Here is a 12,861-nt window from a genome sequence, read left to right on the forward strand (position 1 = left end):
TTCATGGCAATGGCACCTCCGCCGCAACACCACTGGATCATCGGTGATGTGCATGGGTGCCACGAAGCCCTCGTCAGGTTGCTGTCGGTTCTGCCACGCAACGATCACTTGGTGTTCTGCGGTGATGTGATCAACCGAGGTCCAGCCATCGCCGACTGCATGAATTTGGTCTGGGAGCTGGTTTGCGAAGGACGGGCCACATGGTTGCGTGGCAACCATGAGCAGGCCTTGATCTTGGGACTCGAAAGTTCCCCCGCCATCGGCCATCCCGAACTCTTGACGATGGACACCTACCGCCAACTTGGGGACGGTCTCTCGCACCAGTGGCTGCATCGTCTTAAGCAGCTTCCTGATGTGTTTCAAGGCGATGGGTGGGTCGCCACCCACGCAGGATTTGACGACAGTGGTCGCCCCGACCTGAACATCCGTGAACCCTTTTGGGAGCATTACAACGGGCGCTACGGGAAGGTTGTGGTGGGGCACACCCCGCGTCCGACTGTTGAGTTTCAAGGCCAGATCGTGATGATTGACACCGGCGCGGTCTTCGGAGGCCTGTTAACCGCCTATTGCCCTGAAACCGAATCGGTAGTTCAGGTGCATGGACCCAGAGCCGTGTCTGTGAGTCCAGCGCACCAACAGGAACTGGCCACAGGGCTGCCTTGCTGAGGATCTACCGCAGCAACAGAGCGGAGCTTCTGGCTCAGCTCCTCGCCCAGGATCTCAATCTCAACCCTCCCAACCCGTTTGAACAGGTCGAGGTGGTGGTCAATACCTGGCCTACCAGCCGTTGGCTGGGGGAACGACTGGCCAGCATCAACGGAATCAGCGCTCTTGTGCGCTTCCCTTTCCCCGGGAGCCGCCTGCGCCAACTGGTGCAAGCGGTGCTGAGCACGGAGCCCCCCATTGATGATCCCTGGCGAGCCGAACGGTTGGTCTGGACGGTGCTCGCTGTGCTGCCGCAACTGATGCAGCGCAAGGAGGCTGAACCGCTCAGGCAGTGGTGGAACAGTCACCGCACAGCATCCGAGACTCTGACGCGGGAGCAGTGGTTGCTCGCCCGCCAACTGGCGGATGCGGTGGACGATTACGCGCTTTACAGACCTCAGGAACTGGCTAACTGGCTGGCTGGAGATGACGGGGGGAACCTCCCGGGCGTGCTGCGCTGGCAGCCCCTTCTCGTGCGTGCGCTCGCTGACCGGCTTCCGAGCGATCCCTTCGGCTTACAGGTTCAACGGGCCGTTGATCACCTCCGCTTGGGGCAAGCACCGGCCACAACGCTGCCGAGGCGCCTGAGGCTGTTCGGTCTCAGCAACCTCGCCCCGGTGCAGATTGATTTGCTTCAGGCGCTGGCCGGAGTGATGCAGGTGGAGCTTTATTTGCTCACACCATGCCCGGATCTATGGGAGCGATCAGCGCGAAGACGGCGCCGACTGGGCGAGAACTGGACCGCATCCCCAGATGGAACCTGGCTGATCGAGGCCCCGAAACTGGAAGCCATCCTCGGTCGCATGGGAGGGGAATTCCAGCTGCTGCTGGAGGGCAGTGGTGACTGCCTGCTCAGCAGCACGGACCAGGCTGATCTGTTTGCCGACCCGGTGGCGATGGCAGCCTCCGAAGGCCGGCAGGCGTCGTTGCTGGAGCAACTACAACGACAGCTCGCAAGCCCCGAGCACGCTTCGTTACAGCTCAAGCGTTCGGATCAATCCCTGCTGTTCATGGGCTGCGCAGGCCCCTGGAGGGAGGTGCAGCTGGTGCGGGATCGCATTCTTCGCTGGATGGCCGACGATCCCACGCTTCAACCACGGGACATCCTCGTGATGACGCCTGATGTTGAGCGTTATGCCCCGCTGCTGGCCTCAGTGCTCTCTGACCAGGACGCCACCGGAGTGGATCTGCCCTGGCGCCTCACCGACCGCAGTCAGCAGAACAGCCCTGGATTGCAGCAGGCCTTCATGACCCTGCTTCAGCTCAGTGCGGAGCGTCTCACCGCCACAGGACTGGAAGCACTGATGAGCAATCCGGCCTTTCTCAGTCTTCAGGGTCTCGTAGCCCAGGAGGCGATGGACATCACCGCGGCTTTGCAACGCAGCGGCTTCCGTTGGGGACTCGATCGTGAGGAACGCCATGGCGATGACACCCACAGCCTGCGCTGGTGTCTTGATCGCTGGCTCATCGGCCTGATCCTCCCCGATGAGCCTGGCCTAGCACTTGGCACCTGTGCTCCCGCCCTCCCAGATCTGAGCCTTCAGCAGCTCGAGCGCTGGTGGCCGCTCTTGGATCAGGTTGCACGATGGATCGCTCAGTTGCGCCAAAGCGGAAGCTGCTCGGCGTGGGTGGAACGCTTGCGGCGGCTGCTCTCCGATCTCTTCGGCGACGGTGGTGCCTGGGACTGGGAACTGCAAGCAATCCAGCAATGCCTGGACTGCTGGGTGCTACAGGCTGGCCACTGCGAACTCAACCTGGAAACCACTGTGGTGATCTCGGTTCTCGAGGAAGCACTTTCGGCCGACAGTGGCCGCTTCGGGCACCGCAGCGGTGCCATGACCGTGAGCGCCCTCGAACCAATGCGTGCCATTCCCCATCGGGTCATCGTGCTCATGGGGCTGGATGCCGCCTCCTTTCCTCGTACACGGGAACGCCCGGGATTTCATCTGCTGGAGCGGCAGCGGAGGCTTGGGGATCCAAGCAGTACGGATCAGGATCGCTACGTGCTACTCGAGGCGCTGCTCTCCTCCCGTCAGCACCTGTTGATCAGCTGGAGCAGCCGTGATGAACGACGCGGAGACACCCTGCCACCCTGTCCGCCCGTGCAGCAGTGGCTCAGCCTGCTGCGACAGGAGCTCAGCGAGGAGGCGATGGCTCAGGTGTTGATCGAACCACCGGCCAACCCTCTGGACGCAGCCAACTTCATCCCTGCCAAAACTGACGCGTTGAGCTGTGATCGTCGCCTGCTTCAGGCCAGGCAGTGCCTCGATGATCCGCAACGCCCGGCCCCAGGCCATGCCCCCCTCGGTCTCGCCCTGCCCATTCACTGGACCCTGGAAGCGAAACCCGCGGCAGCGCAGGCCAACACTCTGAACAGCGACCAAGTGGAACAGCTGGAACGCTGGCTGCAAGCTCCCCAACGGGCCTGGCTCCGGCAGCGGGGCATCGAAGCTGGGGAGTGGTGTGATGCCGTTGAAGATCGATCACCGCTGGCCCTACCCGAACGCGCCCTTCGCGCCTTGATGACAGAGCGCCTGCATGATGAACTCGATGGGCTCACGAGAGACCCTGAGGCCCGGTGGGACACCTCCAAGTCCGGAGACTGGTTGCAATGGAGCTGCGGCCGAGGGCTGCTACCGCCCGGGGCTGGGGCGGCGCTGGACGACAGCCGCCTGGAACAGCGCTGGCAAAACCTACAAACCGCCCTGTTCAGCCTCGGAACCCTGCAGCAGCCTCCGCGATGGCAGAAGCTCGCGATTCCGCCACTGCCAGTGGCGGGAGAAACCGCTGTGATGATCAGCACCTCCAAGCTTCAGGCCCGCACCGTGCTGGAGGGCTGGTTCAAACACCTTCTCAACCAGCGGGAGGGCCGAGGCTCTCCGACCGTGGTGATTTGCCGCGGTGATAGCAGCAGCAAAGCCGAGACGTTCTCCGTCGCCATGCGCTGGATGCCGATGGAGCCGCAGCAGGCTGATGGATTGCTCAGCGACCTGTTTGCACTGGCTGATGAGGGGCTCCGGATCTGCTGGCCGATCCCCCCGGAAAGCGGACTGGCCAGGGCGATCACCCTGGCCAAAGGGAGAGACGTTGCCGACCGCGCCTTCAGCACCTGCTGGCATGGCGGGATCAAGCGTTGGGCCGAACGGGATCGAGGTGATCTCCAGGCCTGTTTCGGTGACGGTTGTGATGCGGACTATCTCCTCAACAGCCCCGGGTTCGACAGCGCCTTCGACAGCCTGTATGCCCCGCTTCTCGAGGCCAGAAGCCAATGACAGGTCAAGGGGAAGCCCGCACCATCCGCTTCGAGCCGAACCGCTACCCGCTCACCCCGGGGCTGAGATTGCTGGAGGCCAGCGCAGGCACCGGCAAAACCTTTGCCTTGGCCCATCTGGTGATGCGGCTTGTGGTGGAAAGAGAGCTCAAGCTCGATGCACTTCTTGTGGTGACGTTCACAGAAGCAGCAGCTGATGAACTGCGTGACCGCATCGGCAAGCGACTCGACGGAGCGCTTCAAGGGCTCCTGCGTCTAGAACAGGGAGACGATGGCGGGGGAACGGCAAGCGATGCGGTTCTCCTGGAGTGGCTGGAGGAGCACGGCCGCGATCGAGCAGGGCGCAGAAACAAGGCCAGCCTGCTTCTTGAAGCTCTCGAAGCGCTTGAGCGAGCCGATATCACCACCATTCATGGCTTCTGCCGGCGCACCTTGCGCCGGCAAGCCCTGGAGAGTGGCAGGAGCCTGGATCTCTCGCTCGACGATGACCCTCAGACCCTGGTGGAAGAGGTGGCCCATGACCTCTGGCGCGAGCAGATTCTCACGCTTGATCCCGGGGATGTCGCCGGGCTCCTGCAGACAGGACTGCGGGAAGACACCCTGACGGCTGAACTCTTGCGTCTTGATGGCGATTGCGGTGTGCGCATCGCCGAACACGCCGAGACCATCAATCCTGAGGACGCTCTACGGGATATTTTTCCCCTCTGGCTCAAGCAGCGATGGCTGCACTTCCACGAGCTCTGGAGCAGCGAAGGCGTTGAACTGGAGCAGTGCCTTCGCGATTGCGCCCAGGAATGGCACAGCCTCGGCTGCAAGGACACGAAGCCCTACAGCCGCAAACCCACGAAGAATCGCGCCGCCCTGCTGAGCAGCTGGATTGAAACGCGCAATGACACGCAATCGTTACCAATTCGTTACGAAGACGTGCGCAGCCAGGCCATTCTTGGCACTTTTTTCCACCCAGGCGTCTTCTCCAAAACAGCCCGCAAATGCGGCGAAACCTCACCAAGCCTGCCTCGACCAGAGCTGATGCAAGCCATCGCTGCGCTCTGGGATGGACCTGGGGAGCAGACCTGGCGCTATTTGCTCATGCGCGGACTGCGCGAGATCGATCAACGACGCCAACGTCGTGGAGTGGTGGGTTTCTCCGGCCTACTGGATGCACTGAACCCCACGGATCCATCCAGGTCTCAACCATGGATTACAGCCCTGCGGGCCCGCTACAAGGTTGCGTTGATCGATGAATTTCAAGACACCGATCCCCTGCAGTGGACACTCCTGCGCCAGACCTTTGCCTCCCGCGAGCATCTCCTGCTGATGGTGGGGGACCCCAAACAGGCGATCTATCGCTTTCGCGGCGGTGATCTCAACACCTACAAGAGTGCACGCGCTCAGGTCGATCGCATCGACGATCTGCTCGACAACCGGCGCACCACACCTCCCCTGATGGAGGCCATGAATCGCTTGATGTCTCCAGGACTCAAACACTCCGAACTCGCCGTACCAGCGGTATCGGCGAAGGCCAGCTGCACCCCTCTGTCACTGCCGGCAGGCGAGGCACCGTTGCAGATCCTCGCGTTCAATCCCGAGGATGCCGGCGGCAGCAGGAGCCGAACCGATCTGGAAGCAAGCATCCCCTGCTTCGCTGCGGATCTGCTGCTTCAGATCCTCAGCAACGACACCTCCCTCACGCCTGCAGACCTCTGCATTCTTGTCAGTCGCCACCGGCAGGCTGAAGCAATCCGTGACCAGCTCTCAAGGGTGGGCCTGCCCAGCCGCCTGATCAGCCCCGGGGATGTGCTCAGCAGCCGTGGAGCCGTTGAATTGCAATGGTTTCTTGATGGTCTGGCCCGCCCGGCGGACAATGAACGACTGCGCCGACTGGCGGCAGGAGCCCTGATGCAATGGCCTGCCGACACCCTTGAAGTATGCGATCGAAACGGGCAACTCGACCAGTTCGCCGCCAAACTCCAGGCCCTCGCCGATGCCTTGCCTCGGCTTGGAGTGATGGGCTGCCTGGCCCAGCTCCTGGAAGGGGAAACCCTGGCCGACCTGTCGACACGCGGACGTCTCTTGGGAGATCTGCAGCAATGCGCACGCCTGGTGCAGGACTCCATGCACCGACAAGGACTCAATGCTGCAGGCGGAGCCGACTGGCTGCGCCGGCAACGCCTGCATCCACCGGATAACGTGCCGGAACAGCGTCAGCCCTACAGCGATCTAGTGGCCAGCGCAGTGGCCGTGGTCACGGTGCACCGCAGCAAGGGTCTGCAATATCCAGTTGTGATCTGTCCCTACCTCTGGGAGGCGCCATCCCCTGGGAAAGGGCCGCTGTGGCGTCTTCCCGCAGGTGATCGCTCAGGGAGCTGGAGGGTGGCCCTGAATCCGCACTGGGGCAGCGGGCACGCAGCCGCCTGCGCCGATGCCCTGGATTGCATGGCGGAGGCCGAACGCCTGGCCTACGTGGCAGTCACCCGCGCTGAACGCCATTTGGTGCTCTTCAGTGCCGGTGAAGCCAACCCCAGCGGCAATCCTCTGGATCCCTGGCTGGATGCACGCGCAGGCGATGACGATCCGCGAATCAGCCTGCATCACCCGCGATCCATCCCTCCAGACCTGCGCTGGAGTCCATCCAGACAACCCCAGTCGCTTCAGTGCGGACCGGTACCGAAGGAAGCCCTGGATCGCTCCTGGGGACGCAGCAGCTACTCAGCATGGATTGCTAGTGCCTCCAGCCCACACCAAAGCAATCGCAACAACCCCCACGAACTCGAAGAAGGCCGGGATGTGGATGCCGGAACCGAAGCGCCATCCACAAGCGCACGAGACCTGGGGCCAGACGAGGTGCCAGACGTCCAGCCAAGCGGAGAGCCACTGCCGCGCACCGGCTCTCTCGGTACGTTTCCGCGTGGAGCGACAGCAGGCGATTGCCTGCACCGGATCCTGGAGCAGATTCCCTTCGATCAGCCGATCGATCAGCCCAGCAACCATGAGCTCGTCGAGCGCGAGCTGAGTCGTTCCGGCCTGGATCTCACGTTGAAAGAGGACGTTCTCAAGGCCGTCAACACGGTGCTCCGCTCACCCCTCGGCGGCCCCCTCGACAGTCTGCGCCTGGCTGATCTCCACAGCGGTCGGCGCCTGCATGAACTCAGCTTCGATCTTCCCGTGGCCCATACGGGCAGAGCTGTGCGGGCATCGGCTCTCGCCAGTGCCTTCCGCCGCGACCCCCACAAGCGGTTCGGTCCGGACTATGCCGCTCGACTGGAGACCCTGGACATTCACAGCCGGGGCTTCCTCACAGGCTCAATCGATCTGGTGTTCACCGATGGTGATGATCTCGCCACTGCCCGCTGGTGGGTCGCCGACTGGAAGAGCAACTGGATCGGCGAGCGGGACGGCGGAGGACAGCCCCTTTATTGCGGCCCACGGCACTACACCCAATCCGCGATGGAGGAGCAGATGCTCCAGCACCACTACCCCCTCCAAGCCCATCTTTACCTGGTGGCCCTGCATCGCTTCCTGCGGTGGCGCCTGGTCGACTACTCCCCGGATCGCCATCTCGGCGGCTATGCCTACGTCTTTCTTCGCGGTGTCAGCGAGCGGGGGGGGAGCGGCGTGATCCTCGAACCGGCACCGTTGCAGCGGCTGGAACGTCTGAATCAGCTGCTCCAAGGAACCCAGCCATGAACCGCAGCGAAGGCGCACAACTCAGCCAGCAACTCGCCAACGGAATCATGGCCATGCTGCGCCGCCGCCGTCCGCCCGTGGCAAGCCTGTCAGCAACGGATGAACAGGCGCTCGAGGATCTCGTACAGGCACTCACGGCAGCTCTCAGCGTGGGAGAAACAAGCCTGAGCATCGAGGAAGGGCAGCGCGAGCTCCTCGAGCGCAGCGGATGGCTGACTGATCCGCCCCAGTTGATGGTTCTCGATGGCGATCAATTGCACTGGAAGCGATGGCATCAAGCCATGCAGTGCCTGGAGAAGGAACTCATCGATCGCAGTCACACCCTGCCCAGCGGGGGCCAAGCCAACGCCGTGAATCCGCCAGAGCTCGGGACGCTCAATGCGGAGCAGCGGGCCGCTGTCCAAGCCATCACACGCCATCGCCTGGTGATGGTGAGCGGCGGCCCGGGGACGGGGAAAACCAGCACCGTGCAGGCGATGCTGCTCCAAGCAATGGCTGAACGCGAGGCCTTGCGTATCCATCTGGCGGCTCCCACCGGCAAGGCGGCCCGACGCCTGGAGGAAGCGCTTCAGAGCGACCCGCAAACCAAGGGCCTGCACTGCACCACCCTGCACCGCCTCTTGGAAGCGCGCCCAGGAGGCTTCGGCCGTAACAGCCGGCACCCACTGAATCTTGATGTGCTCGTGGTTGATGAAGCATCCATGGTGGATCTCAACCTGGCTCAGGCACTGCTGGCGGCCCTACCTCAAGAGGCACAGCTGGTGCTTGTGGGAGACGCCAACCAACTGCCGCCCATCGGCGTTGGAGCGGTCTGGCAACACCTCCAGCACCCAGAACGCCGGCACCGTTTCGGTGATGCCGCCATCTGCCTCAACCGGATTTACCGCAACAGAGGAGAGCTGGCACGGCTGGGGAGTCTGCTGCGCAACGCGGGGGAAGAGGCTTTCTGGGACGCGTGCAACGGGCTGGACGAGCAGGCAAATGTCGCCCTCCAGATTTGCCATGACCGTCGGATCCCCGACACCGTGATTCAAGTCTTGCGAAACCGTCTGGCGGAACTCGGCCGCTCAACGGCCCAGTTTTCCACCGACTCAGAGGGCCATCCCAACCCGACAACCAGCGCAGGACTGCTCAGTCGGCTCGACGATCTCATCGTTCTTTGTCCTCGCCGCCGGGGACCATGGGGTGTTGATTCCCTGCATCGCGATCTGGTCCAAGGAGATGATCCTTCGGGATGGCCTGAAGGTCTGCCGGTGCTGTGCAGCGAAAATCAGATGGATCTCGGACTCGCCAATGGCGACTTGGGTCTCGCGGTCGGCAAGGGTGCGTCGCGACGGTTTTTGTTCCGCTGCAACGACGGCAATGCAGGCAGCCAGTTCCGACTGATTCATCCTGCGCGCATCCGCCAGCTGGAGCCAGCGCTGGCCCTCACCATCCATAAGGCGCAGGGGAGTGAGGTCACCAATGTGATTCTGCTGTGGCCTCCGCAAGACGCGTTGGATTCTTCCGCCCTTCTCTACACAGCGATGACTCGGGCACGCCAACAGCTGAAGCTGTACCGACTGGCGCATGCCGTCAATGACGGCATGCTGTGAGAGAAGCAGTGACGGTTCAAAGCGTGTCAACACGGGTGGAACGCCCCTGGGGTTGGTATGAAGACCTGCTTTCAGGTCCTGGCTACAAACTCAAGCGACTGCTGGTGCGCCATGGCTGCAGACTGAGCTTGCAGCGCCATCGCCATCGCAGCGAGAATTGGACCGTGGTGGCTGGAACAGGACAGCTGCTCTGCGATGGTCACCTAGTGAAAGCCAAGGCAGGAACCACGTTCCATATCCCCTGCGGCTCGATTCACCGCGCCAGTGGTGGGCCGGGCGATCTCCTGATCATCGAGGTACAACACGGAGGCACGCTCGAGGAAAGTGATATCGAACGCCTCGAAGATGACTTTGGCCGGGTGATAAATTAAAAATTCACCTTTGAACAGACGGCAAGCAATACTGCGCGGCATTTGCCGATGGGACGTTGCAAGCCTGATTTGAAGGATCAATCAGGCTGAGCGCCGTCTTCACCATGACCCAGACACCCCCGCAGGCCGCAGTGCCTTGCGCCGTGGATCTCACTGTTTCCGAGCAGTCTTCGGAAACACTCCCCAACGAGGAGCTGTTCACCACCGTGATCGCTCCCTGCAATGACGCAGAACCCGCAGAGTCCATCGCAGAAGAGTCGACCAAAGAAGAGTCTGGATTCGCCGGGTTTGGCTTCAGCGAAGCATTGCTGAGAACTCTGGAGGAGAAGGGATACAAGGAGCCTTCCCCGATTCAGAAAGCAGCCTTTCCCGAGCTGATGCTCGGTCGTGACCTTGTTGGTCAGGCCCAGACCGGAACAGGCAAAACAGCAGCTTTCGCCCTTCCTCTTCTCGAGCGTCTTGAAGGACGCAGCAGCAAGCCCCGGGTGCTGGTGCTGGCCCCAACCCGGGAACTGGCCATGCAGGTGGCTGACTCGTTCAAGGCTTACGCCGCCGGTCATCCCCATCTGAACGTGCTGGCGATTTACGGGGGATCGGATTTCCGCTCCCAAATCCATACCCTCAAACGAGGTGTCGATGTGGTGGTGGGCACCCCAGGGAGGGTGATGGATCACATGCGGCAAGGCACCCTCGACACCACAGGGCTTCGCAGCCTGGTGCTCGATGAAGCCGATGAAATGCTTCGGATGGGCTTCATTGATGACGTGGAGTGGATTCTTGACCAGCTCCCTGAGGAGAGACAGGTGGTGCTCTTCTCGGCAACGATGCCGAATGAAATTCGTCGCCTCTCGAAGCGTTATCTGCAGGAACCCGCTGAAATCACGATCAAAACCAAGGATCGAGAGGCGAAACGCATCCGCCAGCGGTCGATCACGATGCAGAACTCACACAAGATCGAAGCTCTCAATCGTGTACTCGAGGCCGTCACTGGCGAAGGCGTGATCATTTTTGCCCGCACCAAGGCAATCACCCTGACGGTGGCTGAATCTCTGGAAGCGGCGGGTCACGATGTCGCAGTCCTCAATGGAGACGTCCCGCAGAACCAGAGAGAGCGCACCGTTGATCGGCTGCGAAAGGGGACTGTCAATATCCTCGTGGCCACCGATGTTGCAGCACGCGGCCTTGATGTGGACCGCATCGGCCTTGTCATCAATTACGACATGCCGTTCGACAGCGAGGCCTATGTGCACCGCATCGGCCGCACGGGTCGAGCAGGTCGAACGGGCGAAGCCATCCTGTTCGTCACACCGCGTGAACGGCGCTTTGTAGGCAACCTCGAACGGGCTGTGAATCAGTCGATCGAGCCGATGGACATTCCCAGCAACGCGGAAATCAATCAAAGTCGTTTGGATCGACTTAGAAATCGCCTGAGTGAGGCTGCTGTCTGCGAGGCCGATGACGAGACTCCCCTCCTGCAGGAGCTCATTCAGCGCGTGGCCCAGGAGCATGAGCTCTCAGCAGATCAACTGGCCCTGGCTGCGTTGAGACTTGTGGTTGGCGATCAACCGCTGCTGGTGAGTGGTGATGAGAGCTGGCTTCAGGCGCCTGTGCGCACCGAGCGCCGCGATGATCGGCGGGGGGATCGAGGGCGGGATCGCCGTCGCCCCGAGCGTGATGCCCGCCCTCCCGAAGACAACATGACGCGCTACCGAGTGGAAGTTGGCCATCGCGACCGAGTCAAGCCGGGCAATCTTGTGGGAGCAATCGCCAACGAATCTGGTCTTCAGGGACGGATGATCGGTCGGATTCAGATCTTTGAATCCCACAGCCTGGTAGACCTACCGAAGGGTATGCCTGACGATGTTTTCGATTCGCTGCAACGCCTTAAGGTGCTGAATCGGGAATTGCAGATCACGAAAGCTTCATGACCCTGACGACTGCCGGTTTCTCTGCGATCACTCTTGCGCTGAGCTTGGTGGTCGCACCGATCTTGCCCGCGCTTGCATCAGAAGATCAAAACATGATTCATCGTCTGTGCATGGCTGGCTTCAACGGTGCCATGGCCAGCGCCGGCAAGACACCTCCTGCGGGAATGGGCGAATACACCTGCACGTGTTTTCTCGATGAGGTGAATGCAGGAGTGTCAATCCAATCCGCTCAGGACAATTGCAAGCAGAAAGCAGCTGACCGCTACAAGCTCTAAAAGCTTGTCAATGGAGTGATTTCGAGGCTTGCGCAGGGCTGGCGCAGTGCTGTGGCTTCGATCAAATAAATCAATTCGATCTGAACATCCGGCTGCGCGCCCAACAACAGCGTTTGCAACAATTCAAGTTGATCGGATGCATCGAGTTCTCCCTCGGCCGTCCATCCGAGACAACGAAGGCTGAGTGCAGTCATCAACTTCTCCGTCAGGGTCTCCTGACAATGCCCTGCCCTGAAGGAAATTCGCCCACCCCTTCCAATTGTCTTCTGATTGTCGTGACGTTGCTACAGGCCAGGCTGTAGCTTGGGAATGCATCAGATTCAGCGTTCGGCTCTGAACGGCTCGCTCCCCCAGGCTTCAGCTTTCCGGCTTCAGCATCAAGGACTTTCCAATTCGGACCACGGCTTCACTGATCAAATGTCCATCGGTCCCAACAGGAAATGACCATCTACATCGGCAACCTCTCCTTTCAGGCCGAGCAGGAAGATCTGCTCGATCTGTTCAGCCAATACGGCGAGGTGAAGAGTGCCAGCCTTCCTCTTGATCGCGAAACCGGCCGCAAGCGCGGTTTCGGATTCGTGGAAATGAACAGCGATCAAGACGAACAGAAGGCCATTGACGACCTTCAGAACGTCGAATGGATGGGTCGCATGATCCGTGTCAACAAGGCAACTCCTCGTGAGCGCACTGGTGGTGGCGGCGGCGGCGGCGGCCGTGGCGGTTACGGCGGTGGTGGCGGCCGCGGAGGAGAAGGCGGCGGATACGACGGTGGTGGAAACCGCTGGTAACCGTTGCCGGAGCCGGCTCAAAAGGCCGGCTCCTCCTCGGTCAAGAACTCAAGTCGCTGGTCAAGGCTGATGGCACGCTTCATCAACCTCCCACTGACATCAATGGGTTGACCTGCATCAGCGCAAAGTGAAGGAACAGCTCCCCTCAGATCTTGGCGATGTTTTTTTGCCAGATAGCGATTAAATCGGGTGTTGTCGCGGGAACGGGCCATAGGTCCTCCTCGTTCTTCTTCAGGTCTAC

General features: G+C 61.3%; 10 protein-coding genes. 8 read left to right on the forward strand and 2 right to left on the reverse strand.

All coding sequences use genetic code 11. The annotated features are described in order from the left end of the window. Positions 1-9 precede the first annotated feature (9 nt). The 7 genes from WH7805_RS03890 (at position 10) to WH7805_RS03920 (ending at position 11,832) form a co-directional block, all read left to right on the forward strand. Positions 10-666 carry a metallophosphoesterase gene (locus tag WH7805_RS03890; RefSeq protein ID WP_038004373.1) on the forward strand — a complete coding sequence of 219 codons (657 nt, stop codon included), beginning with the start codon at positions 10-12 and terminating at the stop codon, positions 664-666. Continuing rightward, the gene (locus tag WH7805_RS03895; RefSeq protein WP_006041679.1) at positions 660-3,977 is read left to right on the forward strand and encodes an exodeoxyribonuclease V subunit gamma; all 3,318 of its coding nucleotides are present in this window, start codon (positions 660-662) and stop codon (positions 3,975-3,977) included. Before WH7805_RS03890 ends, WH7805_RS03895 begins: the two co-directional genes overlap by 7 nt. Continuing rightward, the gene (locus WH7805_RS03900) at positions 3,974-7,663 is read left to right on the forward strand and encodes a UvrD-helicase domain-containing protein (protein ID WP_006041680.1); all 3,690 of its coding nucleotides are present in this window, start codon (positions 3,974-3,976) and stop codon (positions 7,661-7,663) included. The genes WH7805_RS03895 and WH7805_RS03900 overlap by 4 nt, the downstream gene beginning before the upstream one ends. Continuing rightward, entirely contained in the window at positions 7,660-9,258 is a 1,599-nt protein-coding gene (locus WH7805_RS03905; protein WP_006041681.1) for an ATP-dependent RecD-like DNA helicase, read from the forward strand. The genes WH7805_RS03900 and WH7805_RS03905 overlap by 4 nt, the downstream gene beginning before the upstream one ends. Positions 9,259-9,266: 8 nt before the next feature. Further along, the gene (locus WH7805_RS03910; RefSeq protein ID WP_038004997.1) at positions 9,267-9,629 is read left to right on the forward strand and encodes a phosphomannose isomerase type II C-terminal cupin domain; all 363 of its coding nucleotides are present in this window, start codon (positions 9,267-9,269) and stop codon (positions 9,627-9,629) included. A gap of 104 nt (positions 9,630-9,733) precedes the next feature. Then, positions 9,734-11,557, forward strand: a complete 1,824-nt coding sequence (locus WH7805_RS03915; protein ID WP_006041683.1) for a DEAD/DEAH box helicase — start codon at positions 9,734-9,736, stop codon at positions 11,555-11,557. Continuing rightward, the gene (locus WH7805_RS03920; protein WP_006041684.1) at positions 11,554-11,832 is read left to right on the forward strand and encodes a hypothetical protein; all 279 of its coding nucleotides are present in this window, start codon (positions 11,554-11,556) and stop codon (positions 11,830-11,832) included. The genes WH7805_RS03915 and WH7805_RS03920 overlap by 4 nt, the downstream gene beginning before the upstream one ends. Here the strand turns inward: WH7805_RS03920 and WH7805_RS03925 are convergent. Next, the gene (locus tag WH7805_RS03925; protein ID WP_006041685.1) at positions 11,829-12,026 is read right to left on the reverse strand and encodes a hypothetical protein; all 198 of its coding nucleotides are present in this window, start codon (positions 12,024-12,026) and stop codon (positions 11,829-11,831) included. The two genes, WH7805_RS03920 and WH7805_RS03925, sit on opposite strands and share 4 nt — an antisense overlap. Before the next feature lie 246 nt (positions 12,027-12,272). Between WH7805_RS03925 and WH7805_RS03930 the strand changes: the two genes are divergently transcribed. Continuing rightward, entirely contained in the window at positions 12,273-12,620 is a 348-nt protein-coding gene (locus tag WH7805_RS03930) for an RNA-binding protein (protein ID WP_006041687.1), read from the forward strand. 17 nt (positions 12,621-12,637) lie between these two features. Here WH7805_RS03930 and WH7805_RS14910 read toward each other — a convergent pair whose 3' ends face one another. Beyond that, a complete protein-coding gene (locus WH7805_RS14910) occupies positions 12,638-12,832 on the reverse strand; it encodes a hypothetical protein (protein ID WP_006041688.1) in 195 nt (64 codons plus the stop codon). Positions 12,833-12,861: the final 29 nt, after the last annotated feature.

Source organism: Synechococcus sp. WH 7805 (genome assembly GCF_000153285.1).
Lineage (GTDB): Bacteria > Cyanobacteriota > Cyanobacteriia > PCC-6307 > Cyanobiaceae > Synechococcus_C.